Origin of the sequence: Dyadobacter sp. 676, assembly GCF_040448675.1 — a bacterium.
GTDB lineage: Bacteria > Bacteroidota > Bacteroidia > Cytophagales > Spirosomataceae > Dyadobacter.
In genome coordinates this window covers 1,331,793-1,358,781 of record NZ_CP159289.1, presented here as the reverse complement: position 1 = coordinate 1,358,781, position 26,989 = coordinate 1,331,793, and the positions used below count along the sequence as shown (strand labels likewise).

28 protein-coding genes and 1 pseudogene are annotated in these 26,989 nt (G+C 52.4%); 18 read left to right on the top strand and 11 right to left on the bottom strand.

From position 1 onward, the window contains the following. Nucleotides 1-17: 17 nt before the first annotated feature. Entirely contained in the window at nucleotides 18-593 is a 576-nt protein-coding gene (locus ABV298_RS06210; RefSeq protein ID WP_353721298.1) for a porin family protein, read from the top strand. 67 nt (nucleotides 594-660) lie between these two features. Here the strand turns inward: ABV298_RS06210 and ABV298_RS06205 are convergent, their stop codons facing one another. Both ABV298_RS06205 and ABV298_RS06200 read right to left on the bottom strand, forming a co-directional pair. Beyond that, nucleotides 661-1,374 carry a LytTR family DNA-binding domain-containing protein gene (locus ABV298_RS06205; RefSeq protein WP_353721297.1) on the bottom strand — a complete coding sequence of 238 codons (714 nt, stop codon included), beginning with the start codon at nucleotides 1,372-1,374 and terminating at the stop codon, nucleotides 661-663. Nucleotide 1,375: 1 nt separating this feature from the next. Continuing rightward, the gene (locus tag ABV298_RS06200) at nucleotides 1,376-2,416 is read right to left on the bottom strand and encodes a sensor histidine kinase (RefSeq protein ID WP_353721296.1); all 1,041 of its coding nucleotides are present in this window, start codon (nucleotides 2,414-2,416) and stop codon (nucleotides 1,376-1,378) included. Between the two features lie 251 nt (nucleotides 2,417-2,667). Between ABV298_RS06200 and ABV298_RS06195 the strand changes: the two genes are divergently transcribed. Beyond that, entirely contained in the window at nucleotides 2,668-4,914 is a 2,247-nt protein-coding gene (locus ABV298_RS06195) for an outer membrane beta-barrel protein (protein ID WP_353721295.1), read from the top strand. Continuing rightward, nucleotides 4,844-5,107, top strand: coding sequence for an outer membrane beta-barrel protein (locus tag ABV298_RS06190; protein ID WP_353721294.1), 264 nt, complete (start codon nucleotides 4,844-4,846; stop codon nucleotides 5,105-5,107). Before ABV298_RS06195 ends, ABV298_RS06190 begins: the two co-directional genes overlap by 71 nt. 31 nt (nucleotides 5,108-5,138) lie before the next feature. Here the strand turns inward: ABV298_RS06190 and ABV298_RS06185 are convergent, their stop codons facing one another. The 4 genes from ABV298_RS06185 to ABV298_RS06170 all read right to left on the bottom strand — a co-directional run bounded on the left by ABV298_RS06185 (nucleotide 5,139) and on the right by ABV298_RS06170 (nucleotide 7,457). Then, on the bottom strand, nucleotides 5,139-5,618 hold the full coding sequence (locus ABV298_RS06185) for a GNAT family N-acetyltransferase (RefSeq protein ID WP_353721293.1): 480 nt from the start codon (nucleotides 5,616-5,618) through the stop codon (nucleotides 5,139-5,141). 9 nt (nucleotides 5,619-5,627) lie between these two features. Continuing rightward, nucleotides 5,628-6,119 (bottom strand): anthrone oxygenase family protein, encoded by a 492-nt coding sequence (locus ABV298_RS06180; RefSeq protein ID WP_353721292.1) that lies wholly within the window; start codon nucleotides 6,117-6,119, stop codon nucleotides 5,628-5,630. 84 nt (nucleotides 6,120-6,203) lie between these two features. After that, nucleotides 6,204-6,512, bottom strand: coding sequence for a hypothetical protein (locus ABV298_RS06175; RefSeq protein WP_353721291.1), 309 nt, complete (start codon nucleotides 6,510-6,512; stop codon nucleotides 6,204-6,206). A 138-nt stretch (nucleotides 6,513-6,650) separates the two neighbouring features. After that, entirely contained in the window at nucleotides 6,651-7,457 is an 807-nt protein-coding gene (locus ABV298_RS06170; RefSeq protein WP_353721290.1) for a LuxR C-terminal-related transcriptional regulator, read from the bottom strand. A 179-nt stretch (nucleotides 7,458-7,636) separates the two neighbouring features. Between ABV298_RS06170 and ABV298_RS06165 the strand changes: the two genes are divergently transcribed. The 4 genes from ABV298_RS06165 to ABV298_RS06150 all read left to right on the top strand — a co-directional run bounded on the left by ABV298_RS06165 (nucleotide 7,637) and on the right by ABV298_RS06150 (nucleotide 10,426). Continuing rightward, nucleotides 7,637-8,137: a hypothetical protein gene (locus ABV298_RS06165; protein ID WP_353723150.1), complete on the top strand. Its 501-nt coding sequence runs from the start codon at nucleotides 7,637-7,639 to the stop codon at nucleotides 8,135-8,137. 1 nt (nucleotide 8,138) lies between these two features. Then, nucleotides 8,139-8,642 (top strand): GNAT family N-acetyltransferase, encoded by a 504-nt coding sequence (locus ABV298_RS06160; RefSeq protein WP_353721289.1) that lies wholly within the window; start codon nucleotides 8,139-8,141, stop codon nucleotides 8,640-8,642. 172 nt (nucleotides 8,643-8,814) lie between these two features. Beyond that, nucleotides 8,815-9,198 (top strand): hypothetical protein, encoded by a 384-nt coding sequence (locus ABV298_RS06155; RefSeq protein ID WP_353721288.1) that lies wholly within the window; start codon nucleotides 8,815-8,817, stop codon nucleotides 9,196-9,198. 154 nt (nucleotides 9,199-9,352) lie between these two features. Next, a complete protein-coding gene (locus tag ABV298_RS06150) occupies nucleotides 9,353-10,426 on the top strand; it encodes a winged helix DNA-binding domain-containing protein (RefSeq protein WP_353721287.1) in 1,074 nt (357 codons plus the stop codon). On the opposite strand, the gene ABV298_RS06145 is transcribed toward ABV298_RS06150, so the two are convergent. Beyond that, a complete protein-coding gene (locus ABV298_RS06145) occupies nucleotides 10,427-10,840 on the bottom strand; it encodes a GNAT family N-acetyltransferase (protein ID WP_353721286.1) in 414 nt (137 codons plus the stop codon). It abuts the gene before it with no gap. Nucleotides 10,841-10,918: 78 nt separating this feature from the next. On the opposite strand from ABV298_RS06145, the gene ABV298_RS06140 reads away from it, so the two are divergent. Genes ABV298_RS06140 through ABV298_RS06130 form a run of 3 tightly spaced genes read left to right on the top strand, consistent with a single transcriptional unit; the run spans nucleotide 10,919 to nucleotide 13,372 of the window. Continuing rightward, entirely contained in the window at nucleotides 10,919-12,244 is a 1,326-nt protein-coding gene (locus ABV298_RS06140) for an ankyrin repeat domain-containing protein (protein WP_353721285.1), read from the top strand. Then, on the top strand, nucleotides 12,245-12,538 hold the full coding sequence (locus tag ABV298_RS06135; RefSeq protein WP_353721284.1) for an ankyrin repeat domain-containing protein: 294 nt from the start codon (nucleotides 12,245-12,247) through the stop codon (nucleotides 12,536-12,538). Nucleotides 12,539-12,547: 9 nt separating this feature from the next. Beyond that, a complete protein-coding gene (locus ABV298_RS06130) occupies nucleotides 12,548-13,372 on the top strand; it encodes a GNAT family N-acetyltransferase (protein WP_353721283.1) in 825 nt (274 codons plus the stop codon). 29 nt (nucleotides 13,373-13,401) lie between these two features. Here ABV298_RS06130 and ABV298_RS06125 read toward each other — a convergent pair. After that, nucleotides 13,402-15,148, bottom strand: a pseudogene (locus ABV298_RS06125) (gamma-glutamyltransferase). Between the two features lie 205 nt (nucleotides 15,149-15,353). Next, the gene (locus ABV298_RS06120; RefSeq protein WP_353721282.1) at nucleotides 15,354-16,001 is read right to left on the bottom strand and encodes a 2'-5' RNA ligase family protein; all 648 of its coding nucleotides are present in this window, start codon (nucleotides 15,999-16,001) and stop codon (nucleotides 15,354-15,356) included. 268 nt (nucleotides 16,002-16,269) lie between these two features. Between ABV298_RS06120 and porV the strand changes: the two genes are divergently transcribed. The 7 genes from porV to ABV298_RS06085 all read left to right on the top strand — a co-directional run bounded on the left by porV (nucleotide 16,270) and on the right by ABV298_RS06085 (nucleotide 21,958). Further along, the gene (gene porV / locus ABV298_RS06115; protein WP_353721281.1) at nucleotides 16,270-17,301 is read left to right on the top strand and encodes a type IX secretion system outer membrane channel protein PorV; all 1,032 of its coding nucleotides are present in this window, start codon (nucleotides 16,270-16,272) and stop codon (nucleotides 17,299-17,301) included. A 232-nt stretch (nucleotides 17,302-17,533) separates the two neighbouring features. Continuing rightward, entirely contained in the window at nucleotides 17,534-18,145 is a 612-nt protein-coding gene (locus ABV298_RS06110) for an START domain-containing protein (protein ID WP_353721280.1), read from the top strand. A gap of 133 nt (nucleotides 18,146-18,278) precedes the next feature. After that, on the top strand, nucleotides 18,279-18,515 hold the full coding sequence (locus ABV298_RS06105) for a hypothetical protein (RefSeq protein WP_353721279.1): 237 nt from the start codon (nucleotides 18,279-18,281) through the stop codon (nucleotides 18,513-18,515). 163 nt (nucleotides 18,516-18,678) lie between these two features. Beyond that, a complete protein-coding gene (locus ABV298_RS06100) occupies nucleotides 18,679-19,041 on the top strand; it encodes a hypothetical protein (RefSeq protein ID WP_353721278.1) in 363 nt (120 codons plus the stop codon). Between the two features lie 97 nt (nucleotides 19,042-19,138). Continuing rightward, the gene (locus ABV298_RS06095) at nucleotides 19,139-19,840 is read left to right on the top strand and encodes a histidine kinase (protein ID WP_353721277.1); all 702 of its coding nucleotides are present in this window, start codon (nucleotides 19,139-19,141) and stop codon (nucleotides 19,838-19,840) included. Further along, a complete protein-coding gene (locus tag ABV298_RS06090) occupies nucleotides 19,841-20,560 on the top strand; it encodes a LytTR family DNA-binding domain-containing protein (protein ID WP_353721276.1) in 720 nt (239 codons plus the stop codon). A gap of 132 nt (nucleotides 20,561-20,692) precedes the next feature. Further along, nucleotides 20,693-21,958: a chloride channel protein gene (locus ABV298_RS06085; RefSeq protein WP_353721275.1), complete on the top strand. Its 1,266-nt coding sequence runs from the start codon at nucleotides 20,693-20,695 to the stop codon at nucleotides 21,956-21,958. Nucleotide 21,959: 1 nt separating this feature from the next. Here the strand turns inward: ABV298_RS06085 and ABV298_RS06080 are convergent, their stop codons facing one another. Both ABV298_RS06080 and ABV298_RS06075 read right to left on the bottom strand, forming a co-directional pair. Next, nucleotides 21,960-22,766, bottom strand: coding sequence for a 5'-methylthioadenosine/adenosylhomocysteine nucleosidase (locus tag ABV298_RS06080; protein ID WP_353721274.1), 807 nt, complete (start codon nucleotides 22,764-22,766; stop codon nucleotides 21,960-21,962). Nucleotides 22,767-22,774: 8 nt separating this feature from the next. Next, nucleotides 22,775-24,067, bottom strand: coding sequence for an NCS2 family permease (locus ABV298_RS06075; RefSeq protein WP_353721273.1), 1,293 nt, complete (start codon nucleotides 24,065-24,067; stop codon nucleotides 22,775-22,777). A 159-nt stretch (nucleotides 24,068-24,226) separates the two neighbouring features. Here ABV298_RS06075 and ABV298_RS06070 point away from each other — a divergent pair, with 159 nt between their 5' ends. Beyond that, nucleotides 24,227-26,989 carry a DUF6797 domain-containing protein gene (locus ABV298_RS06070; protein WP_353721272.1) on the top strand — a complete coding sequence of 921 codons (2,763 nt, stop codon included), beginning with the start codon at nucleotides 24,227-24,229 and terminating at the stop codon, nucleotides 26,987-26,989.

Here is a 26,989-nt window from a genome sequence, read left to right as displayed (position 1 = left end):
CATAACCTCAACAAACCATGAGAAAAATTTCTTTGCTCGTTCTTCTGTCGGTGCTTAGCAGCGCGGCATTTGCGCAATCTTTTTCCATAGGGCCGAAAGCCGGGCTCAACATCAGCAACTACACCGGAAGCGATATCGAATCCGACGCCCGCGTGGGTTTCCACCTCGGCGGGATCCTGAATTTCGGCATCGGACAAGTGTTTTCAATCCAGCCCGAAGTGTTGTTTTCGACACAGGGCGCTAAAATCAAAAACGGTGGCAAGCAGGAATTCAAAACAACCTACGTGTCGGTGCCGGTAATGCTGAAATTCCGTACCAGAGGCGGTTTCTATTTCGAATTCGGACCGCAGGCTTCGTTCAAGACAGGGGAGGACATTCCAGATCAGACGATCGACAACTTTGCTAAAAATCTCGACCTGGCAGGTGGTGTAGGGCTGGGTTATCAGGCTAATTTCGGCCTCGGGATCGGCGCGAGATATATTGCCGGCTTCTCGAAGGTAGGCGATTTCGACAAAAATGCGGCGATGAATCCCGACTTTAAAAACAGCGTCATACAGTTCAGTTTGTTCTTCGCAATCCCGGCGCACAAGTAGGCACTGGATAACCGATATCGGAAAGCAGGGGTGACCCTGCTTTTTTCATGGGCATTGCGGTGGTAAGTCAACCGTTTAGCCCGATTTGTTTCAGAAATTGCTCGCGGTAGTTGCTGCCGATCGGTATTTCGGTGCTGCCAATGAAAACGCGATTGCCTTCGATGTGGTCTATTTTGGATTTGTTGACGATAAACGACCGGTGGATCCGCAGGAACTTCGAGCGCGGTACCAGTTCCTCGAAACCCGAGAAAGTCATAGCTGGCATCAGTGTGTGTTGCGTAGTCCTTACTTTGGTATAATTTCCATTAGCCTCCGCATAAAGCAGGTCGTTGTGCATGATCTTGTATATTTTACCGTCGGCCTTTAAAAAGAAAAAGCCATCTTCCTTTGCGGCTTCCGGTTCCTGCATTTGGGCGGAGGAATGCAAGCTTCCCATGGCTTTGTCGACGGCCACCACGAAGCGTTCGAGTGAGAAAGGTTTGAGCAGATAATCGCAGGCCGAGAGGTCGAAGGCGTCGACGGCGAACTCTTTGTAAGCGGTCGTAAAGATAACCTGCGGTGGCGTTTTGAGTGTTTTGAGAAACGAAATGCCATCCATGACCGGCATATTAATATCCAGAAACAAAATATGGATTTTTTGCTGCATTAACACCGTTCGGGCTTCGAGCGCGGTTCCGCAGGTACCCGCCACGTTCAAGTAGGGCAGGTGCCCGCAATAGGTGCGTATAATGTCACGCGCAATGGGCTCGTCGTCCACAATCAGGCATTCTATCCGGGTCATATCATCGAAGGTTCAGGCGCAAATTTACGGTGTAGGTATTTTCCTCGTTGTCAATAACGAGGTAGTGCTGGCCAGGGTAAAGCAGTTGCAGCCGTTTTCTGACGTTCGCCAGGCCGAAACCGCTGTGTTTTTCAACGTGCTGGTCATTTTGTGCGGAGCGGTTGTGTGAATTTCTAAGGTAAAAAAGAATCGAATTACCCCATATTTTCAGGCGCATTTCAATAAAGACTTTTGAATCGATCGTATTTCGGGAGTGCTTGAACGCATTTTCAATAAACACGATAAGAAGCATCGGCGCAATGCGGATATCGGGCCCGCCGACTTGTTCGATGTCGGTTTGCAGTTCGAGCCGGTCGCCCATCCGGAGTTGCTCGAAGTCGATATAGTTGCGAATGTAGGTCAACTCGTCGCGGAGCGGTACATAGGTTTCGCTTGCCTCATAAACGGAATACCTCAGCAGATCCGACAGCTTCAATATCAGCGGCGGGATTTTTTCGTGCTGGCTAATCGACAGGCCGTAAAGGTTATTTAATGTATTGAACAAAAAATGCGGGCTCAATTGGGATTGCAGCAGAAATAGCTCGCTCTGGCTGTGTGCGGCCTGGGTCCTGGCAGCTTCCAGCTCTTTTTGGGTACTCATTCTGAACAGTTTGATAAGCGCCCCGGTACAAAGCCCGATTGTCACAAAAGGCATCCAGTACAAGAGCAGGTTAATGCCCGGAAAGGTGCGGAACTGAAAATCGGCATGGATAAAAAGCCATACAAAACAGACCGCGATGGCTCCCGCCAGGCCATTGAGCACATTTTTAGGGATTTCGCGCTGCCGCGCCGACCAGATCGTCGAAAGGTGCCTGCCAATGTAAACGCAGCCGAAAAAGACGATCGTCCCCGCGACCGCCAACGCTTCGTCATGTTGAGCGCCGATGGTGTTCAGATAGGTGTCTATCCCAAAATAGACCGGCACGGCGGTAGCGGCGGTGAGCACCGTATAAATGCCGGTCTTGGTAGCTTCCCTGTTTTTATCGCTGATTTTGATGCTCATGCATTATCCGGTTTTGACGACCGCGGCTTGTCCATGCTGCAAATATGCCTGTTCAGCTTATAAGTTCGGCATTGTGGGGGGCAAACAGGCCAGGTTCCATGACAGAAAACAGGTGGCGCAGGTCGAAATGGTTCGTCAGCCGCCAGGCGCTTTCCGTCATCGTTCGGGGAAGTTACAACACATTTATTTCAGGGGGCTACATGGCGGGGTAATATTTGCCTCATCACTCAACCGATGTAAATATCCCGGCCATGAAAACGTTTTTCGCTATCCTGACTTACTTCCTGATAACCGCCAGGGCATTTGGCCAAACCGGCAATGCTATTTCCGGTACCGTTAAAGATTCCGGCGGCGAAGTTCTGCCAGGTGCCACCATTCGTTTGCTCAAATCCGCCGATTCTACGCTCGTCGCGGGTAAACTGACCGACGGCAATGGCAATTTCCGCTTCGCTAACCTCGAAAATAATACCTACCTGCTGGCAATCTCGGCGATGGGGCAGAAGGATTTTGTGAGTATGCCATTGACGGTCGACGCGGCGCACCCGGTGATTGCGTTACCGGCGATAATCCTGCTGCCGGCAAAGAGTATCGAGCTGAACGAGGTAACCGTGAAAGCAAGGAAACCGGTGATCGAACAGGAAATAGACCGGACTATCGTGCATGTGGATGCAATGATCGGCAGTGCCACGGGCAACACCTTCGATGTGCTGGGCAAAACGCCGGGCGTGACTGTCAACGCAAATGGCGAGATCAGTCTGAATGGGAAAAGTGGCGTAATGGTGCTCATCGATGGCCGGAGCACTTATATGTCGGGAAGCGATCTGGCCGCCTACCTGAAATCGCTGCCAGGCGGCGTGCTCGATAAAATCGAGCTGATGGACAATCCGCCGGCGCGCTACGACGCCGCCGGTAACGCGGTGATCGACATCCGTTTGAAAAAAACGCGTATCAGTGGCCTGACAGGCAGCGTGGCGCTGGGCGGTAGCCAGGGGCGTTATGGAAGAAACAATGACGCCGTTAATCTGAACTATAACCTGGGAAAGCTGAATGTATTCGCGAACCTCGGTTATAACCGGGAAAAAAATTATGCGGCAGACGATTTCAGCCGGAGATATTACAATGCAACCGGCGGACTGAAATCCCGCGTGAATCTGCAAAACGACCAGAAGAATACGACGAACGGCTGTAATGTGAATTGGGGCATGGATTGGGCCGTGACTTCTAAAACGGTTTTAGGTACGATCATCAATCTCAATGGCTCCTCGCGGACCGGCGATTTTACCTACGAGAGTACGCAGCTGGATGCGCCGGGCCAACCGACGGGCAGCGGGAACGGCAATACCGGCGCAAAAGATGTTCGCCATAATACAGGTTTGAATTTCAATGTATTACATAAGTTCGACGACAGGGGCCGGGAGCTGGCTGTGGATGCCAATTATCTGAAATATGATACCCGTGGTGATCAGGAATTGGAAAACCGGCTGTTCGATGCCGACGGGACACTGACGGGCCGGGAGCGCTTCCGCTATCGTACACCTTCCGATATCAACATTTATACCCTGAAAGCCGATTATACGCACCCGTTCGAAAACAAGGCACGTATGGAGGCAGGCTTCAAGTCGAGCTACGTGGATAATGACTTTGTGTTCAATCATTTCAATAGGGAAGGTGGCAATGAGGTAATCGATAACCGCCGGTCAAACCATTTTCAATACCGCGAGCACATTCATGCGGCTTACGCAAGCGGCGAAAAAAGATGGGCGCACTTCGGGATACAGGCGGGACTCCGGCTGGAAAATACAGTTGCCAGAGGAAACCAGTTGGGGAATGACTCGGTTGCGGCAACGCGTTTCACCAGGAATTACACCCGGCTTTTCCCCAGTATCTTCCTGAATTATAAACCCGATAACCGGAATGCATTCGTACTCATGGTCGTGAGGAGGATCAGCCGCCCGAACTACCAGATGCTCAACCCTTTCGTTCTCTACAAAGACCAATATACATACAGTGCGGGAAACCCGAACCTGATACCGCAGTACCAGAACCGTGTGGAGCTGAAATACCAGCACAAGAACTTCCTTAATATGGGTTTGAGCTACAACCGGTTCACTAACAGTATTTTCACGACGATCGAGGCACGGGGCGATACCTTCATCAGTCGCCCCGATAATATTGCGCGAGGGTATATGCTATTGTTAAATACAACCGTTTCGGGACAGCTAACGAACTGGTGGTACAGTAATACAACGCTTCGGCTGTCGCGCATCATTATGAAGGGAATCGCTTATACCGAATCGCTGAACTATGCTACCAACGTTGCTCGGCTGGAAATCAGCAATTATTTCAATCTGGGCAACGGCTGGAATGCCGAACTGGGGGGGCTACTATGCGAGCCGGGATGTAAACGGCCAGGCTCAGACTTCGGGGATGTTCCGGGTCAACGGCGGGATACAGAAGAAAATCTGGAAAGGGAAAGGCGCCATTGCAATGAATTTTGAAGATTTGTTCCATTCATGGGTCTATCATAACAAATCCTTCGGTATCCGGCAATCCGATTATTATCAGATCAATACGACGGACACCCGACGCATCGGCATTGCATTCAGCTATAAGTTTGGAAAGGAATCCTTTGTCCGCAAGCGCAGACACGCTAATACCGCTTCGGACGACGAAAAGGGCCGGGTCGAGTGAAAATTGAGCATATCCGCACCGGTTGTGCCGGTCAGGCCGGTGCGGATATGCCAGCCGGTTCCAGGATCATATCATAGCGATCCAGGCCCGGTGCATAATAATCCCTGGTGATCCGGGTAACCCGGAAGCCTGATTTTTCGAAAAAAGGATAGCTGAGCTGCGTTGTGTCGAGGATCACGGGCACGCCCGGCAGAAGCTCCCGGATTTTATTCAAACGGTAGGTCAAAAGCTGTTTGCCAATGCCCTGGCGGTGAAAATCGCGTGCAACCATTCCCCACACGAGCCCGGCCGACGCTTTGTCGGGTTGCATACAAAAGCCCGCGCATGCTGCTATGACTCCCTCATGTTCTACAACATAGTAGTAGACGGTCGATCCGCCCGGCGCGGCTATTTCTTCCAGCAATGTTTCAAATTCCTCCTTTTCATGGTCGGCGAAAAAAGCAGGTTGGTTGCTCTCGAATGCACGTATGCAACCGGCATAGTCGGCAGGTTCGTACGGACGTATGGACATGTTTGCTGATCAGTGTTTGTCGGTTGTGGCCAGGCAGGCCAGGAGCACCAGCACAAACGAAGCCACCGAGGCACAGGTGCGGATCGTGTGCAGCCTGTTCCACGGAATCTCAAACCGCAAACGGTGCCCGGCTAGTTCCTGGGCAGTGGCATTTGCGAGATTAATCTTGTCCAGTGCGTTATTTAAAGGCACATTCCCGAACATCGTCACGCCGAAAGTCCCGGTCGCATACAGGATCGTGGCGCCGAGCAGCCAGTAAAAGCGTCCGGTTCCGAAATGCTGATAAGTGCTCACAGGTAAAAGCAACAGCGTGCCTGTAAAGCTGAAAAAAAATACGGGATTGAGAATAGCGCGGTTGATGGATTGCACGGAAGTCAGGTAACCCGCATCCGGAATGCCGGCCAGGCCGGGGTTCACCGAGCAGGAATAGCTGTAAAACAATCCGGCGATAAGACCGCTGGCAAGCGCCGTTACGAGCAGGAACAGGTTAATTGTCGTCATAGCTTTTTCTTTCAAAGTTCGGGTGAGCCATGGCGGAAAAATAGAACAAAAACGACAGCCCTAAAAAACACCGGTTTTGCAGAATTAATCGTGCCCGAAACGGATCACCCACATCCAGTTCATCGGCCAGTGAGAACCGATGCCGTCGTGGCTTAGCAGAATATTATCGACCAGCTCATAGCCGATCAACGAGCCGCCTTTCTGAGCCAGGTCTTCCTTGGCCCGGTTATACAGTTGTATCCACGTTTCGGCGGAGATCAGCTCCTGCGAAGCATTTTTGAACCTTTGCCAATTGGAATTTTCGACAGCATTGCCATAACGTTCGATCAGGTAGTGCTTAAAGCTTTCGCCGTTCAGTGTGATAACGGCCTGTTTCTGTGTTGCACTTTCCATAGCTACCAGGTTAAACTTTTGAATAGTAATCGTTTGTAACCCCGGTTAGCATTAAAAGTGTACCAATTTGTTGAATTGATTTGTCGAATTATCTCACAAATGTAGTTTCAATTATCCTAAGACTCGTTTCAATGATTTTCAGGCTAATAATCCGATCATCTTCGCGCTTTGTAATGCTTCGATCGAGTTGTCGGCCCGGAGTTTTTCCAATATCCGCTGCCGGTGAGTGTTGACAGTATGGACACTGATGTCCAGTAATGCGGAGATTTCTTTACTCAGTTTCCCTTTACCGATCATGCCAAGGATTTCTCTTTCGCGGGCGGTCAGCCTTGCGTTGTCTGCTATGCGGTTATTTTCCAGTTGGATAAGTTCGCCGGTATCGAGGTTGACGATCTGGCATTTGGTCCCCGCGGCCGTCTGATCGGGCGAAATGTCGATCACTCCCAGCGAAAGCCAGATATTCCCGGATGCGTCCAATTCAAGCACCTGATGCTGCTCCGTAACGCGGATAGCGGCCCCATCGCTGGTGATTATCCGGTATTCTGTGAGCATCTTGAACTGCTTGCGAAGGTGGGCGGGCTGTGCCATTACGTATTTCATGGCATCGTATCCGCTGCGTGCCAGCGCATGACGATCGTCAGGATGGATTTTCTGGTCAAAGACCTCATTCGGAATGCAGGATCCGGCTTCACTGAAATCGTATCCGTAGAGTTGATAAAAATTCCTCGAAACGTAAACGTGCGTCTGTTTTTGCAGGTCGTACACGGTCATACCGCTGCTGCTGAATTGTGCTACGGTCCGGATAAGCGCAAGCTGCTTGTCCAGCCGACCTGGTTCGACGCCGTCGAAATCGTAATATCTGTTCAGCAGCGGCATATAGTCGGGCGCGATCCTCACCGGGTTCGCCGACGATTTCTGTAATGATAAATCAGTATTTCCTCTCATGAGCGGTCCCGTTTTCTTTGCAGGTGTATTTTGATGACAACTCTAAGGGCATTTAACCTTTGTATTGTCCGATTTTTTTGCCAAAAACATGGAAGCCATGAATTTTTCCGTAGTTCGGGGGGGGCGATACGCCCTGGGGGCGGGCCTTCGCCAAAACGCTTGCGTCCGGCAAACGACATCTGATCCTGATAGGAACAAGGGAAGCCGCTTTGGAAACACTCGTGCGGGATATCGTACAAAACTACCGGGTGCTTGTGCATTACCGGGTCGTCGACGACGCGGATACCGGAAGCATTATTTCGGCCTGCGAAAAGATCAACGAGGGCTTCGAAGTGGATATGCTAATAAATTATACCGAAACCGGCTGGTCGCAGCGGCTGGACGATTATGATGTCTGGGCACTGGACAGGAAACTTAAAACCAGCCACGCAAGCGGCATCCTCTACCTGCATCAGCTATTGCCGAACCTGCTGCTCTACGCGCATTCCCGGGTGATCAACATCTGGTGCCATTCGCAGCCGTTACCGGTTTGGGAACAGGCTTTAATGGCGTTCAACATGCGCTTTGCCGGCCACCTCGATGCGGAATTGAATGACGCCGGCCTCCGCATCCATACCATTGCCTTGCCTGTATATGCGGGCAAGGAATCGGCAGACCGGGTTGCGGAAATCCTCGCCTGAAATGATAGATTTGTGGCAGTACCACATCGACATTCTCATGGAAAACATCCAGATCCGGCAAGCGCGGCTTGACGAACTGCCGACACTTCTTGCATTTGAACAAAATCTCATTGCCAATGAGCGGCCTTTCGACGATACGCTTGTGGAGCACACGTTTCATTACTATGACCTCGAAAAAATGATCCGCAGCGACGACGCGGAAGTGTTGGTGGCGGTGCTGGGCGACAGGCTGGTGGCGAGCGGGCATGCGCGTATTTTGGAAGGAAAATCTTACAATCGCTTTCAACGATATGCGTTTTTGGGTTTCATGTACACCGAACCCGATATGCGGGGGCGGGGGATCAATAAGCTCATCATCGACGAACTGGTGGTATGGGCACGCAAAAAAGGCTTGGACGAGGTCCGGCTGCAAGTGTATTCAGACAACGCCTCCGCGGTAACTGCTTACGAAAAAGTCGGTTTCAGGAAGATATTGACAGAAATGCGACTTGCCACAAGCATTTGAAATTGTACCAGACCATTTTTTTCGCACCCCGGAGGTCCGTCGCCTTCGGGGTTTCTTTTTTGAGTTTATCGTGCGGTGTCATGAAATGATAAGCCGTTGGCGTGTACTGGTAAGCCTGTGGCGGAGTGACGGCCATACCTTTGTCGTATCCAAACAACTAAACAATCGAAATATGAAAACGCTCAAAAATGTAATGCTTATCAATGCAATCAGTTCAGGTGCAACAGGTTTGGGGCTCGCCGCTTTTCCGGAGTTCGTAGCGGGATTGTTTGAAACCACGGCTACCAAGCCGTTTATCGGGGTCGGTGTTTTCCTGATTGCATTTGCCGCGCTGGTATTTTCGGTCGCCAGGGGGAATCCTGTGAATGCCCGTGCGGTGAGGCTGGTAATCGTGCTGGACTCGCTTTGGGTGGTTTGCAGCGCGGCGATCGTTCTTTTCCAGCCATTGCCGATATCGCTTTTGGGATATGGGGCCATCGGCGCGGTGGGGGTGTGGGTGGCTGCGATGGCGTACCTGCAAGCTGCCGGTTTGAGGCAAACAGCCGTTTTGAAATAACCGGAAAGGCAATGGGCGGACCGTCTTTGTCCGCGAATAGAAGAACTGCAAGTACAGTCCCCGTTGAGCTTTACGCCGGCGGGGTTTTCTTTTTTTGTATATAAATCGTCATTTTAGCGACTAACAATATTTGTTTCTCCCGATTATCCGGCCCATGACATTATCCGATATCGCCGCCGTGCGCCTTGCCAACCAGCAAGTTCTCGATACCCGTTTCACCGACCCCGCCGGGCTGGTAGCCTGGATGGGCGCTGTTCAGGCCCAGGATTTCGCAATGGCCAAATGGGCGCTGGGTTTAAGACTGAAAAAGGCGACGGACGACTCGGTAGAGGAGGCCATCGATGCCGGGGGCATTATCCGGACGCACGTGATGCGACCCACATGGCATTTCGTGGCTACCGGGGATATTCGGTGGATGATGGAACTTACCGCGCCGCACATTGTGAAGCTCGCGGGAACCATGTACCGGCAATTGAAACTCGACAGGTCGGTATTCAACATGACAAACGACCTGATAGGCAGATTGCTGGCCGACGGGCAGGAGCTTACGCGCGAGGAGATCATTGCCGAAGTGAACAAGGCTGGTATTGAGACCGACAACCTGCGCGCTACCCACATCGTGTTCCAGGCCGAACTGGATAAGGTAATTTGTAACGGTGCACGCCGCGGGAAAAAGTTCACCTATGCATTGTTCGACAAAAAAGTGCCCTCAGCGCCCGCTTTGCCACGGGAACAAGGGCTGGCCGCATTGGCGAAACGTTATTTTACAAGTCACGGGCCAGCCACGATCCAGGACTTTGTGTGGTGGACCGGTTTGCCGGTTGCGGATGCCCGGCTGGGTTTCGAAGCCGTGCGGGGCGAGTTCGAGACGGCCAAAGTCGGGGGCCGCGAATACATTTTTGCCGGTTTCGGAGAGGTACCCAAAATGCCGTCGAGGGCTATGCTGCTTCCACCCTACGACGAACTGACCGTCGGCTACGCCGATCGTAGCGTCGCAATGGACGCCGCGGTTGCCCGGAACCCCGACTCGGGAAATGGCATATTCAAGCCGGTGGTGATGGTAAAAGGGAAGATCGTAGGCGCGTGGAGGCGTACCGAGAAAAAGGATTCGGTTAATATCGAAATCACTCCTCTGGCACAAATGCCGGCGGCTGCCGAAAAGTCGCTGCTCGTCGCAGGTGCCGCCTATGCCCGGTTCATTGGTAAAAAGAACGCGACATTAGGCTGATCAGAGCATCCGCTCGATTTTGTAGTACTCGATTTGTTCCTTAAAAAACGGCTCCGAGAACTTTTTGAAGCCGAACCGTTCGTAAAATCCCAGCGCGTCGGTCCGGGCGTCGCACCACATGCGGGTGTATCCCTCTGCCTGCGCATGTGCGATGGCATGCAGAAGGAGCCTGGAACCCAATCCTTTCCCTTGCTTCTCAGGTAAAGTCGCAAACTTGCGGAACCGGATATTCCGCCCGTCGGCAAAGAGCGAAATCACCGAAACGAGTATGCTATCGAAATATAAGCCGAGATGAATGCCATTTTCATCTTCGGGTACCTTTACAAATTCCCGGGGCTTGTCCGGCCAGAGCACGGAGTGACGGATATCCATCACGTCGTCGGCGTTAACTTTTTGAATTTCAATCGGATCCATTTCTTTTATTTAATACAAAAAATAGCTAACTAAACATCGCTTTAAAACAAAAATACGTCCGAACGCGCCATTTCAAAGATGACACAGCCAGCCGCACTCCAAAAGAAAGAACCGTTGTTCTGGTCGACGGGCCTCGGTACCGATGTATGGCAGATGTTCTGCGCCGCCCGCGACGGCGATCTGGAAGAGGTGAAAAAACTTCTAGCAAGAGACGCTTCGCTCGTGCGCAGCAGTTATGATTACCGTACGCCTATGTCGTTTGCGGTGGCTGAAAACCGTGTGGATGTGGCCGGTTACCTTTTACAACACGGCGCAAGCCCGGTTGACTCCGGGACGGGCGATCCGCTCATTCAAATGGCGCGTGACCGGGGTTTCGCTGCCATGGAGGAGCTCCTTGAACGGGCGTTGAACCGTCATAAGGGCTCGGAAGCCGGAAAGCAGATCGCTGCGGCCATTCGTAGCCACGATTTTACGACGTTTAACACATTGCTGAACAGCGGCGACGAGTACGTACATGCTGCCGACGACGGGGGTAACCAGCCTATTCATTGGGCTACGATGACGCGCCAGCCGGAAATGATCGATGCGCTGCTGGCGTGTGGGGCCGATATCAATGCAAAAAGGCCCGACGGCGCACGTCCCATTCAACTTACCAATGGCGATTATTCGTACCGCGGCTGGCGCGACGTGCCGGAAGATTGGAAATGGAAGCCGAACGATATTTATCTGCACCTGTTGAGTAAGGGGGCTTATGTGGACATTTGCATGGCCGCCCTGAAAGGCGACGAAGCACGTGTAAGGACGTTGCTGGACCTCGACCCATCGCTGGCGAATAGGCCCTCGGAATATATCACATACTATGCAGGCTCGGGCACTCCGCTGAAAAACGCGGCTATGGCCGGGCGAATGCCAATTGTGAAACTGCTGCTTGAAAGAGGGGCCGATCCCAATCTGCCGGAAGAAGGCATTGCTCCGATGGGGCATGCATTGCATTCGGCGGTGGTTTACAACCATATCGAAATCGTAAAACTGCTGCTCGAACACGGTACCTATCCGAATGTGCCGGTAGAAAGCTCTGCGGACACGCTGACGGTCGCCCTGGAACGTGGCGACAAGGTTATGATCAATATGCTGTGCTCGTACGGTGCGGCCAGGTCTATGGATCTGCTGGCCTATTATGGAGATATTCAGACCGCCGCCGCCGTTTTGAAGGCAAATCCCGCGCTTGCCGACGATGCTTCTGCGCTGGAATCGGCAGCGGGGCAGGGCCACGAGGATTTTGTGAGGCTAATGCTCCGCTATCAGCCCGACCTGGCACAACGGATTGCGGTGGGCGTGCAGGGCCGCGGCCCGCAGGATGCGGTCAAAAGCCGGCAGCTTACCCAATTCCTTTTCGAACGGTGAATGGACCCCAATTTCAAGAACTGGCTAGGAATCACACCTTTGCATCGCTTCGCCGAACGCGGAGATGTATTTAATGCAGAAATTTTCCTTGAAAACGGAGCAGATATCGATGCCATCGACGAGCAGCATTGTACCACACCGCTGGGTTGGGCGGCAAAGGCCGGAAAAACGGAAATGGTGCAATTTCTGCTCCGAAAAGGGGCTAACCCCGATTTGCCGGCTGAAAAACCGTGGGCACGTCCCCGTGCGTGGGCAGAAAGGCGCGGTTATACCTGGAACTATAACGGAACTTAAATAGCAGTCATGGAAACCACTGACGATTTGCATGAACCTTTCATTGTCCATGCCGAACCGGTGATATTGGTACGGGATGTCGTCGAGACCGTCAGGTATTGGCACGAAGTGCTTGGCTTTCCGGGTCATTGGACCTGGGGTACGCCATCTAATCACGGCGGTGTCAGCTGGCATGGGGCATTTGTCCAGTTTTCGCAGGATACAACAGCGGCCGATCGTATAGGAGGGCAATGTGTCTGGCTAAGGGTCAGGAATATCCGTGCGCTTTATGAGATACATCAGAGCCGGAAAGCGCGTATTATAACCGGCCTGGAAAGGCAGCCGTGGGGATTTGAAGAATATGTTGTAAACGATCTTGACGGAAACTACATCACATTCGCGGCGCCCGCTCAGGCGGCTGGCGCCCTCAAATCGGAACCGCTGCCGGTGAGGGTCGTCGGGCGTACGCTCGCCGTCGCTGAATACAGGAAGCTTGCAGGATCGGTGGGATGGACCAATACACAACCGGACGAAATCCTGCAAAAAAAGCTGAATGCAACGCTATTTACCGCCGTCGCCGAAAATGTGGAAACGGGCGAGGCGATCGGTTGCGCACTTGTGCTGGGCGACGGGCTCAGTTTTTTCTACATCAAAGATGTGATGGTGGGTCGCGAATGGCAGCGCAGGCGGGTCGGCTCGGCGATTATGCGCGAAATCAAGCGCTGGCTGGATACCAATGCCCCCGATGGCGCGCTGGTGGGCCTGTTTACCGGTGAAGGACTGGCGTCGTTTTACCAGCAAACAGGGTTCAGCGAGGCATTCGGAATGATCCGTATTATCGATCGCTCACAATAGCGCACCGGAAACAGCCGACGGCAAACCCATTACCATCCAAAGCCATAATCTTCTCCGTGGTTGCTCGATCCTCCCCAGAAGCTGCCATGCTGCCAATCGAAGTAAATCGCGTTAATGGGGCCGCTGGTGCGTGGCTGGTAGCTGAGTTTATATCCCATCCGCGAAAGGTCCTTCCGGGTCCAGTCGGGCATGGATTCGTTGAGTATCAGCCCTCCCGGATCTTTTTCATGTTGCCCGAAACTGGCGTACATCTGCAATGTTTTGAAACTAGGCGCTTCCGTCGCTTCCTGTACGGTCATTCCGAATTCGACCACGTTGAGGAAAAATTGAAGGAGTAACTGATCCTGTTCGTCGCCGGCCTGTTTCGCGAAAGAAAGGAAAGGTTTGCCATCTTTCAGGGCGAGGCTCGGCGTTAGCGTAACACGGGGACGTTTGCCTGGCGCTACCACATTGAACGGGTTCTCGCGTGCGTCGAGTACGAACGACTGCATGCGTTGGCTCAGGCCTACCCCGGTATTGCCGGCAATGCAGGCGGGCACCCAGCCTCCGCTTGGCGTGATACTCACTACCCAGCCTTCTTCGTCGGCCGCTTCAACGGAAGTCGTTCCAGCGGTAAACTCCTCCATAAACTTCTCGTCCAAACCGTTCGCGTTGCGGTTCAGGGAAGCCTGCGAGCTGCCCCAAGTTTTGATCTGCTCGGTGAACGGGTTCTTTTTACCTTCGAAGGGATAAGGGTCACCCGGTAACGCCTTCGCATCGTTCCGCTCCCAGTTGATCAGCTTGATCCTTTCTTTCGCGTATTCCTTCGAAAGGAGGCCTTTCATAGGCTCCTCGGGGGCGAATGCCGGATCGCCATAATAAAAGTCGCGATCGGCGAATGCCAGGTTCATGACCTGGTACAACGTATGTACATAACGGGCAGAATTATACCCCATGCTTTTCAAATCGAAGTTTTCCAGCATATTGAGCGCTTGCAGCATTACCGGGCCCTGCGTCCATTGTTGCATTTTATACACTTCGATCCCTTTGTAGTTAGTCATTAACGGTTCCTCGATCCTGACCTTCCAGTTAGCCATATCCTGTTCGGTAATGAGCCCGCCCTGCTCCCGGCAACCCCTCGCGATCTCTTTTGCGATATCGCCTTTGTAGAAGCGGTCGTAAGCCGCGTAAATGGCTTCCTTGCGGCTCTTGCCATTTTTCAGGGCTTGCTGCTCGGCATCAACCAGCTTTTGCAACGTCGCGTGCAGGTCTTTTTTGGACGAATATCTCGCCCGCGTCCGGTGCCTCTCGTTTTTGCCCCAGGTGCGGCAGGAAAACCCTTGTGGAATAGGGCCATTTCTTGATTTCATCCTTGCCTTTTTCAATGGAATTGGCCGTTTGCGCTTCGATAGGGTAGCCCTCAGCCATTTGCATGGCCGGTGCGAGCACCTCTTTCAGGCTCATCGTACCAAATTCGGCCAGCATGGTCATCAACCCGCCCGGCGTACCGGGCGTAGTAGCTGCCAGCGGACCGTATTCCGGCGGGTATTTCATGCCTTTACTCTTAAAAAAATCGGGAGTTGCGCCTGTTGGCGCGACGCCCATTGCATTGATCGCAATCACTTTTTTGGTTTTGGGATTGTAGATCAACGCCTGCGTTTCGCCGCCCCAGCTCAGCACGTCCCACATGGTGCAGGTAGCGGCCAGCATGGCACAGGAAGCATCGACGGCATTGCCGCCCTTACTGAAAATTATTGCCCCGGCGGTCGCCGCCAGTGGCTTGCCGGTAATGCCCATCCAATGTTTGCCATGTAACGGCGGTTTCTGGGTGGTAACCGGGAAGTTGTTGAACGACTGCGAGAAGGCCGTAAGGCCGCAGAGCACCAGTCCGATCGTCGAGCAAAGAAGGAGTTTTGGTTTCATAAAAAGGTGTTTAGGACACCTCAAATTACGAAACCCGCCGCTTGCTACCAGAGGCCGGACTATAAATTTTATCAATTCACTAAAACAAACTCCCCTGCACAAACGTCTGCCCAGGCAAACCGAGGAGCGGCATACGCGCGATTTCCCGGCATTTTGAACCACTGACGAGGGATCGCTTCAATAAAATCATCTCTGTAACCCGAAAGGAAGACCGGAATTTCTTGTACGTCCATTCGCGTGAGGCGCTGTTTATTTGTGCGGGCGTCATGCGACGGGCTATGGTTACGTGCGGATCGGTGCAGAACCGGAATTCGCCGGATGCCCATTTGGAAAGATGATCGAAGGTTTCCCTTTTGAGATTTTTGACCAGACTATTAATCTCGCCGGACGAGCCTTCTTCAAGGTCCACGTAGAACGTGCCGCTTTCGTACTTGTTGATTCCATCCAGCCCAATACGGAACGGCGCAATGTGCCTCGCCACTTTTTCGAAACCCTGGACCACCCGGTCGAGCTTGTATTCGTGGATAATGCAATTGAACAGCGTCAGATGCGGACGAAGATTGGCAGCCTGCTCGCAGCCATAGGCCTTTTGAAAATACTGTTTAATGCTTCCGATGGCAGCTTCCGTCACCGGATCACAGGAAAAAACCAGGAGGTATTCGTATAAATGCTCCCGGATGTTCCTGATCGTACTCAAATCGTTGTTGTTGAAGTGAATAGCTTTCATGTTGATGAAGTGTAATAAAATTTTCGCGATAAAAATTTCATTCGTAAAAATAGTGAAGATATTTTAAATACCAAATTTTTGATCTTTAAAATATCGATAAATAATTCTTCCGACTGCGGGTTCGGCAACAGCACTGTGTTAAAATAATACGATAGCCTCTGTCGTTTGCTTTTGTAACCGTTCGTGTCCTGTTTTAACGTAAATCAAGCCCCTATGAAAGTCATCTGGCTCGCATCCGCATGCCTTATAGGCAGCACAATGTCAGTTTGTGCCCAAACTGCGTGGCGAATCCCCCCAACCCGCGGTTTCCTCTCTTTCCCTCGCCCCTGATGCCCGGGCAGCCGGGATGGGATTTACAGGCGCTGCAACCAGTGCCGATGCCAATGCAATTTACTGGAACCCCGGCAAGCTTGCCGACGCGGATCGCGACTTAGGGGTTTCTGCGACCTACGCGCGCTGGTTGCCCTCCGTTAAAAATAGCACCTGGACAGGGTTCCTGTCCGGTTACAAGAAGCTGGGAAACAGACAGGTTGTCGGAGCGTCCGTACATTATTTCAACAAATCGGAAAACGATAATATCCCGACGCCGGCACCCGGCAATGACATCATCATCAGCGGGGCTTATTCGAGGCAACTCGGGCGGCACTTTTCGATGGGCGCAACCTTGAAATACATTTCCTCTAACGTGGGCCGGACGGCGGTAATCGGAGGTAATATCCTTGAAACCGCACATATGGTCGCCGGAGATATCGGCGCATATTACAAAAGTCAGCCCCATGATCCCGAACGAATCGATCATCTGGTGTGGACGGCTGCCGCTACTTTGACCAATATCGGTCCCAAGGTGGATTATGGCTCGGGTGGTTCGTATTTCCTGCCTACAACATTGCGCGTCGGTGGCGGACTTTCGTATACGGTAGAGGGGCACCATAAACTCAATGTAGCAGCCGATGCGGGCAAGCTGCTGGTCCCGACGCCGGTTCCGGGACGGAATGCCAATCAAAAACCTTATTTCGAAGGCGTCCTCCAATCATTTTCGGATGCACCGGGCGGGTTTAGGGAGGAAATGCGGGAGATCACCATTACGATGGGGGCCGAATACTGGTACAAGGAACGATATGCGCTCCGCTGTGGCTATCAGGCCGAAAATAAAGAAAAGGGCGACCGCAAAATTTTTACCGCCGGCGCCGGTGCCCGCTTTCTGACGCACTACGGGATCGATTTCGCCTATTTGTTTCCGGTCGATAAAGGCAGTCCGCTAAGGAACGCGTACCAGGTCTCCGGGGCGGTCTATTTTTGATGACCAGGTGCCTTCAATGCATCAACACGGAATTATACATTTTGCAATCGTATTGCGCGACAGGGCTCGTTTTAAATTGATTGCCGACGCTTAGATAGCCGCCCTTCGTCAGTTCAAACAGGTATTCCGTCAGTTGAAACATGCTTTCCGGCACCACGCGGGGAAATGGCTTCGGTTATGGTCGCCGAAATAGGAATTTTGTGCCGTTATGAGGCACTTGATATTCACTTTAATGATTGTATCCCTGCATGTTACAGGTGCAAAAGCGCAGGCGGAATGGAGGCCTGCGGCTGCACGGGAGGGGATTAAAGTGTATGTGAAAACGATACCCGGTTCAAAGATCAGGGCAATGAAGGCCGAATGTGCCCTGGAAGCGACCACCGGGGAGGTAATTGCGCTGTTGATGGATGTGAAGGCGGCTGAAAGATGGGTTTGCCACACGAAATCCTGCACGCTCGTCAAGGCGGTTTCCGATAAAGAACTGTATTACCACACAGAGGTAAGCCTGCCGTGGCCGCTGGACAACCGCGATTTTGTTACGCACCTGAAAGTGACGCACGACGACCGGAGCGGGATTGTTACGGTAGATGCGCCAGCCGTGCCGGGCATCGTGCCGGTGCGGAAGGGCGTTGTAAGGATAGGGCGGTCGGTGAACCGGTGGATCATTAGGCCCTCGCCGGATGGTAGTGTGTGGGTCGAATATATGTTACAGGTGGATCCCGGAGGAAACATTCCGGCCCACGTTATTAATATGTTCGCCTGCCGTGCACCCATAGAGACCTTCCGTAATATGCGGAAAATACTGGCGGAGCGAAGGGCAGGCCATCGACCTGGCCACGGGTAGCCATTCGTGCCGACTTGGCATACATTTTTTGAGATTTTTTATAAATATTTTTCTAAATTGGCGAAAAGGAAATCCGGCGCGGTTTTTCGGGCCGGAAACCAAGATTCTGAAATTCAAAGCAAAGTATAAAACCATGGGAAAAGGAAAAGATCTTTTCGGACACTACAATGACCTCGCCAAGGAAAAAGGCCCGGGTAGCGAAGAAAGTAAATATGCCGGCGTTCTTTTCCAGTCGCTCCTGATGCTTGGCGAGCGACGTACTTTCGAGCTGCTGGAAGAGGCGGACGAAAAAGGTAAAAAGCTGAAACTGGAATACGCCAACGGCTCTAAACGCGGATCGGCATGCCCGTGCGGCGTTACACTGGCCTGACAGGCGGAAAAGTACTGAACGAAGACCTGGCGGGCGCTCTGCCGGGTCTTTTTATGTAACAGGCGGTGTCGTTCATCAAATATTAAGGGCCGTTCGTCCGGTTGGATGCTATTTCGTGCTTATTGCCGTAAATTGTAGCGTAATATCGCCTCGCTACTCCTGTATGACCAATCCATTCCAATCCGATCCGGACTTCGCTACATCGCCCCGGCGGGCGCATTGGTTTTTCAGGTATAAACTTTACCACATCCCTTTCTGGATCGTTTATCATTATATATGGTGGGTGGTCGCGCTGGGTAACCCGCTCAAAGTCGTAGAGGCGCTTTTCACGACTTCCATAATCAAGTTCTTCTTTTACGTCATCTTGCAGGCCCTGGCGGTTTATTTTAACCTGTACTTTCTTATTCCGCGCTATCTCGAAAAAGGTAAATATGCGCAGTTCCTTGTCTATTTATGCCTGACCATCCTGGTTACCGCCGCGATGATCGTGCCGGGTTACTACCTGGGGGGCGTGGGCGGCGGGTAAGACATTGGAAGCGTTTTTCGGGCGGGGGAATTATGATTTTTTTCATATGATGCTCGGTGGGCCCTTGTCTTCCACGGTGGCGGCTACAACCTTTGCGATGAGCATTAAACTTGCCAAAAACTGGCTTGAAACCCGTCGCAGGCAACAGGCGCTGGAAAGGGAAAAGCTGGAAACCGAACTGAATTTTTTGAAATACCAGTTTAACCCCCATTTCCTCTTCAACAGCATCAATTCGATTTTTTTCCTGATCCATAAAAATCCCGATATGGCCTCGGCGTCGCTGGCGAAGTTTTCGGAACTGCTTAGGCACCAGCTCTACGAGTGCAACGACCATCAGATTCCGCTGAGCAAGGAAATCGCTTATCTCGAAAACTTCATCGAGCTGGAAAAGCTCCGTCAGAACGACGATCTTGAAGTAAAATTCAAAGTGGAAGCGGAGCCGCGACAAGAGCTCGGCATTGCGCCGTTTATCCTGATGACCTTCATGGAAAATGCATTCAAGCACGTTTCCAGGCATCATGACCGGCCTAACTGGGTTAGCGGCGATCTGCGGGTGGACGATAATAGTCTGATTTTTGATCTGGAAAACAGCATTTCCGGTGAGCAAAAAACGGAAGCCGTCCGCTATGGCGGCATCGGTCTCCGGAATGTGCGGCGACGGTTGGACCTGATCTATCCCGGCAGGTATGTACTGGATATCCGTCACGACGCCGACCGGTTTTCAGTCCATTTTGAAGCCGAACTCGAAAAAACGGAAATGGTGGAAATGCCGCAAATGTCTTTAAATCAAATTGGCTAGATGATCAATTGTGCGATAATCGACGATGAGCCGCTGGCGCGGGAAGGGTTGGCGGACTATGTCAGGGAGGTAGATTTCCTGAAACTGACCGGTATTTGTGAAAATCCGGTGGAACTGATGAACCTCATGGACGCTGCACAGGTGGACCTGATTTTCCTGGATATCCAGATGCCGAAAATGAGCGGTATCGATTTCCTGAAAATTGGACGAAACCCGCCGATGGTAGTCATTACCACGGCCTATCCCAGCTACGCGCTCGAAGGTTTCCAGCTCGATGTGATGGACTACCTGCTCAAACCGGTCACATTCGAGCGTTTTTTCAAATCCGCGAGCAAAGCGCGGGATTACCACAAGCTATTAACCAGGTCGGCAACGCCGAAATCCGACGAAGACTATTTCTTTATCAAATGCGGAAGCAAATACGAAAAGATTTTGTTCGACGAGATCCTGTATATCGAAGGTCTGCAAAACTATGTGACGATCCATACGGGCAAAGGCAAATACATTACGCTGCTGAACCTCAAACACCTCGAACAGAACCTGGATAGCCGCCATTTCATACGGGTACACAAGTCGTTCATTGTTTCTATCGGAAAAATCGAAGGGATAGACGGCAACGAAATTTTCATCCGGCCGCACCGCATTCCTATCAGCCGCAATTACCGCGAACAGGTAATCGAGCACGTGGTAAACCGGCGACTGATGGATAAGAACCGGTAGATCAAGTAGCGGGATAATGAACGGGAATTTCCGCGGCCGTCATAAATCCTGGCGGTCGGGGAAAACAAAAACGCGCCGACAAGTGTTGCACTTAAGCGGGCATTAATCTGCCTCCCGATTCAAGATACGATAATGGATTATAATTCTTACCAGTTCAAGAAGTTAAAAAGAGTATTTGCGGTAATCCTGGCAGCTGCGATAACGGGCGTCTTTTCTGCCCTGGTGGCCGACACCCTTAAAGTCATTACCGAGCATTACGAAGAGGCTTTCCTCGAAAACCTGCGGCATAACCGCTATCTGATTTTCGTGATCCCGCTGATCGGGCTCACTACCATTCATTTGCTGCGATTCTTCCTTTTTCGCAACAAGGCCAACAAAGGTATCAAGGAAGTGCTCGACACCATCAACAAGAACGCGCACACATTACCTTCCTATAAAATACCTTCACATTACTTCAATGGTTTGCTGACTGTCATTTTCGGGGGCTCGACGGGTATCGAAGTGTCCACCGTGGTTTCGACGGCCGCCATCGGCGCGTTGTCGTCCAGAAAGGTAAGTTACTTGCGCAGATACCGCACCGACCTCGTGTGCGCGGGCCTGGCGGCCGGCGTGACGGCGCTTTTCAATGCGCCGGTTGCGGGTTTTCTCTTTGCGTTCGAAGTTTTTACAAGGAGAAAAAGCAAGCTGCATACGGCCGCCGTGGTAACGGCCGTGCTGACATCGTATTTCGTCACCAGCTTTTTCTTTTACAAACAGGTCTTCCATTTCAGTGTAACCAACTGGCGCACGGAAGCGTTGCCTTACATGGTTTTGCTGGGCATTCTGGCCGGATTGAATTCGGTATATCTTACCAAATGCGTGCTGTTTTTCAAGAAATTCTTCGGTTCGCTGCAAAATGATTATATCCGCATTATAGGCGGTTCGCTGATTATTTCGACACTGATTTTCTTCGTGCCCAATCTGTACGGAGAAGGGTATGAAGGGATCAGGCACGTGTTTCGCCACGCGGGCGCGCCTTCGCTGGCCGTCGTCCTGCCATTGCTGGCGGTGCTGCTGTTGAAACCGGTTGCTACTTCCGTAACGCTCGGTGCCGGCGGCGATGGCGGTGTTTTTGCCCCCAGCTTGTTTATCGGTGCATTTCTCGGGCTGATCGTGTGTGTGGTGCTCAACCATTTCTTCGGCCTGGGACTAATCCCCGTGAACTTTGTGCTCGTCGGTATGGCGGCTGTGCTGAGTGGCAGCATTCACGCGCCTTTTACATCCATATTCCTGGTTTGCGCCCTTGCCGATAACTACATTCTTTTCATTCCTATCGTGGTAGCGAGCCTGGTTTCAAAATGGGTCGCGGCAGCGATTTTCCCGTATTCGGTTTATACTTATCAGGTGAAACGCGCATAGCCTACTTTTCGCCCACCACGGCCATTACCAGCGTGGCTGCATTGTGCGCCGCCACGTTGAGGAACTTGTCCATGTCGCGGATCGCACCGCCGTCGGCTTTGTCGCTCAGGCTGCGGATGATCAGGAAGGGCGTATTTTGCTGGTAGCAGGTCTGGGCTATCGCCGCGCCTTCCATTTCCGTGGCGGCGGCATGCAGATCGTTCAGCAAGCGGCGGGTGGTTTTTTCCGAGGACACAAATACATCTCCGGTCACGATGATGCCCTTTTTGACGGCAGGAGCGAAGCTGCCGTTATTCCGCTCTACTTTCGCGAAGTCCAGATTGCGCGAAACGGAAAAGGCTTTGCTCACTAATGCCGAATCGCAATGGAATTTCAACGGGTTTTCTTTTCTGGTAAACGGGTTTTTCGTGGCCCAGTAATGCATCCCCGCGTCGTCGATCTGACCGAAATCGTGGTAGGCGATTTGCGTCCCGATCACCAGGTCGCCGGGCGACAATGCGGGATCGATGCCGCCCGCAATGCCGGAAAACACGATTTCCCGGGGTTTGAAATGTTCGATCATCAACAAGGTCGTAATCGCGGCGTTGACTTTCCCGACCCCGGTTTCGGCCAGCACCACACGCCTGCCGCGCAATTCGCCATGAATGAAACGGACCTGGCTGATGACCGTATCCTGCTTCTGTGTCATCTGGCTTTCGAGCAATATCAGCTCCGGCGGAAACGCGGCCAAGATACCTGTGACGCCTTGTGCTTTGGAGGTAAAAAGGATTGAAAAAACGAGGAATGTGAGTAGTGAAATTTTCTTCATTTCGGGATTCAAAAAATAAGCGCCAGGATGGCAAAAACGTCGATTATAATAAGGGCGATACTAATGTCCCTGGCCCGGCCCGAAAGTACTTTCAGGGCGGTCCAGCTCAGAAATCCCCAGATAATGCCTTGGGTAATGGAATAGGTGAACGGGATGAGTACCATCGCCAGAAAAGCGGGAAACGCTTCCGAAAGATCGTTCCAGTTGATGCGGATCACCGGTTTCATCATAAAAACACCTACCAGTACCAACGCCGGTGCGGTAGCAATGGCCGGAACAGCGCTCAGCAGGGGGGAAAGGAACAGGAACGGGAGAAACAAAATGGCGCCGGTAACTGCTGTAAGACCGGTTTTTCCGCCTTGCTCGATACCCACCGCCGATTCGATGTACGCCGTGCCCGGACTGCTGCCGACGAGCCCGGCGATGGTCGTGGAAACGGCGTCGACCATCAACGACCGGCGAATATGGCGTGGTTCGCCGTTTTCATCGAGCAGATTGGAGGCTTCGGCCAATCCTACGAAAGTCGAAAGGCTGTCGAACATGTCGGTGAATACAAATGCAAGGATGATCGGCGCGAGGCTCCATTGCAGCGAGTTGACGATATCGAGCTGAAATAGCAGGCTGAAATCCGGCCTGGCGACGATCTGATCGATGGTAATCACAGTTTCCGTACCGCCCCACCAGCGCCCGATAGGCCAGGCCAGCAGGCTCGTCGCCACAATGCCCATCAGAATGCTTCCTTTCACATTGCGGATCAGCAGGATAACCGTAATAAGCAATCCGGCAATGAATGTGATGGTGGGAGCGTTGAGGTTGCCGAGGCTGATCATCGTCGCCGGATTGGGCACGATGAATTTGGCATTCGCAAAACCTATCAGCGTGATAAACAGCCCGATACCCGCCGCAATGCCGAACCGCAATGGTTTTGGAATTGCTTTAACAATATAGGACCGGATGTTGAATGCGGATAGGATCAGAAAAAAGACACCCGACCAAAACACCGTACCCAGCGCTACCTGCCACGACAGCCCCTCGGTAAGTACCGCCGTGAATGTAAAAAAGGCATTCAGGCCCATTCCGGGGGCGACCAGGATGGGATTATCGGCGTAAAGGCCCATCATCAGGCTGCTGAAAAACGAGACCAGGATCGTAGCAGTGAGTACGGCCGCGAACGGCATGCCGGTTTGGCTGAGTATAGACGGATTGACGACGATGATATAAGCTGTTGCCAGGAATGAGGACACCCCGGCCAGGATTTCGGTGGGGACCTGCTCTTTGCGAAGACCGGAGAAAGAGAACATATTCGTTTAGGTTAAGTCCAAATATATCGATTTAAATGCAATGGGTCAGCTTTTTTCAGGCCTGTAAGGGACTAAGGGCCGAAAATTGGTCATAGATATCCCAGTAAGTTCCTATTTTGCATTACTTTAAAAATTGTTCTTTTATTACCTGAACCATACATGCTTAACATTTCCAAGTACCGCGGCAAGCGGTGGGGGGCGGCCCTGCTGGGCGGTATTTCCCTGGCGTCCGTGCTGATGACGGGCTACACCTATACCCGCAGTACCAGACCCGACCGCCCCGATTCGTTGCAACTGGCCTCGTTTGTCGAACCCGGCTTCCCCTACATTTCAACATCGGTAGATGCCCGCAAGCTCGGCGGCGGATTTCCGAAAGATAATCAGGCGGCCCGTACGCTCGCGTTGCAGCTGGGCGACAGCGCCTATGCCTGCTTTGACACGGACCTGCTGCGGTGGTCGGTAGCCTGGACGGGGAAATTCCTTCCGATGGTACTCATGGCCCAGGTTTCCTACAAGGATTTTTTTAATAAAAACAATAATATAGCAACGGTACCGGGCTCGCCCGTGCTTGCGACGGGCGCCTACGCGGGCTGGACAACCGGCAAACCCGCCTATCGCACGGATCAGTCGCTGCCACCTGCCTGGAAACCGCTTCCTGCCAGCCAGGGGCGGTATAACGGGATGTATGTTTACGGCAACCGCTCGGTACTCGACTATTCTGTAGGCAAGGCCCACATTTACGAGATGCCCGGCAGTGCCCGATTTGATGCCGGAGTGGCTTTTACGAGAAGCATTCGTGCAAACGGCGTTTTGTCGGACTTGTACCTGACTGCGGCGGAGGTCGATAATGCGACAGGCAGCGAGGTAAAGGGCCGTATTGCTTATGTATATCAGGGGGCCGACAAGGATACGGTTACGGCTGTGGCGGTGTTAGGTAAGGGAAAACCGGCTTGGCAGTCCGGCGTGGAGGAAGGCAAATATCTCACGGTGAAGGTCGGTGCAGATGGCGAAGCGACTGTGGCGATCTGGAAAGGGCTCTCGAAGGACAAAAAGGCATTCGAGAAATTTTGCAAAACAAAACATAACCCGCTCCCTGATTTCAAAAACGGAGGCCCCGCATTGTGGAAAGGAACGGTTGTAACACAAGGAAAACTCTCACCTGATACCGCAGCATTCGTAACCGACCAGCTTACATTGCCTTTGAACAATCCGTGGAAGAGGAATGTGCGGGTGGCGGATGTGGGCTTTTTTGAGGATGGCCGGGCGGCGGTGGTAACTTTTGAAGGCGACGTCTGGACGATCGAGGGAATCGACAAAAACCTTCAGAGTATTAAATGGCGGCGTTTTGCTTCCGGACTTCATGAGCCGATGAGCATTGAAATCGTGAAGGACAGTATCTACGTTTTCGACCGAAACGGCATCGTGCATTTACGCGATCTGAACAATGACGGCGTAGCGGACTATTATGAAAATTTCTCCAATGTTATGGCCCAGTCGGCCGAGTCGCGGGAATGGGCGGCCGATCTCGTCACCGCACCCGACGGCAGTTTTTATATTGCCAAAGGCGGCAGTTTGAGTAACGGGCCGGGCATGACGAAAGTCACCGGCAAAGGTTTTCGGGCCGGTTCGGACCAGAATGGTGCTATTCTCAGAATATCGAAGGACGGACGGAATGCGGAAGTCGTGGCGACCGGATTACGCGGGCCTTATCTTGGCATACATCCTACCAAAGGCATTCTGACGGCTTCCGATCAGCAAGGTAACTTTGTGCCGTCGACCCCTATTTTCGTCATTCACCAGGGCGATTACTTCGGGGTGGAACCGACGTTGCACCGTAGCGACAATCCGGCGGTGACCCCGCCATTGACCTGGATCCCGCACAGCGTCGACCGCTCGGCGATTAGCCAGGTGTGGATCACCGGTTCGAAAATGGGGCCTTTGAACGGAAATCTTATCCATTGCTCGTTTGGCCGTCCGGGGCTTTTCCGCGTGCTGATCGACAGCACTACGAGCGTCGTTCAGGGCGGTGTTTCCGTAATCCATGCCAATTACCCCGCCCCGACTTCGAAAGGAGCGATGAACCCTGCGGATGGGCAGCTGTACATTGCCGGCTTTAACCTCTGGGGGTCCAGCTCGAATGGCATCAGCGCATTGCTGCGGCTGCGATATGCCGGTAAGCCGAGTTATCTGCCCAACCATTTTCGCGCGGGTAAGCAGGGCATTATGCTGCGGTTCGATTCGCCGCTCGATAAGGTAACCGCTACCAATCCGGGGAATTTCGAAGTCAGGAGATGGAATTACAAACGCACGGAAGAGTATGGCTCAGGGCATTTCAAACTCGACGGCTCGACGGGGCAGGAGGTCATGCACGTAGCGGCTTCTTATCTGTCGAAGGATAAAAGAAGCGTGTTCCTGCTCGTCCCCGGAATGACGGAGGTAATGCAAATGGAGGTAAGTTACCGGTTGCAGGCGGCGGATGGCAAGAAGGTGAACGACCAGTTCTGGTTTACCTTAAACCAATCGACGGACGTGGATCTGAGCGGCTTCGGGGGTGTAGACCTTGCCCTGTTGAATGCCAAACGCCCCGAACAGCCGGCAGCGGTGGTTGCCGAAACTGCGGCCTCGGCAGAAAAGGGTCGGGAAATATTTCAGAAAATGGCATGCGCGGGCTGTCATTCGGAAGGGACCCGTACCAAAGGTATGTACGGTCCGCCTTTTCAGAACCTGTACAAATCGGAGCGTACATTCGACGACGGCAGCAAGGTAATCGCCGACGAAGCCTATCTCCGCGAATCGATCCTGACACCTTCGAAACGCATTGTAAAAGGCTACAATGAGGAAATGCCGTCGTTTGTAGGCGTGCTATCCGACAATGATATCGAGTCGGTGATCCTGTTTATCAAATCGCTTTCGGGAAAATAA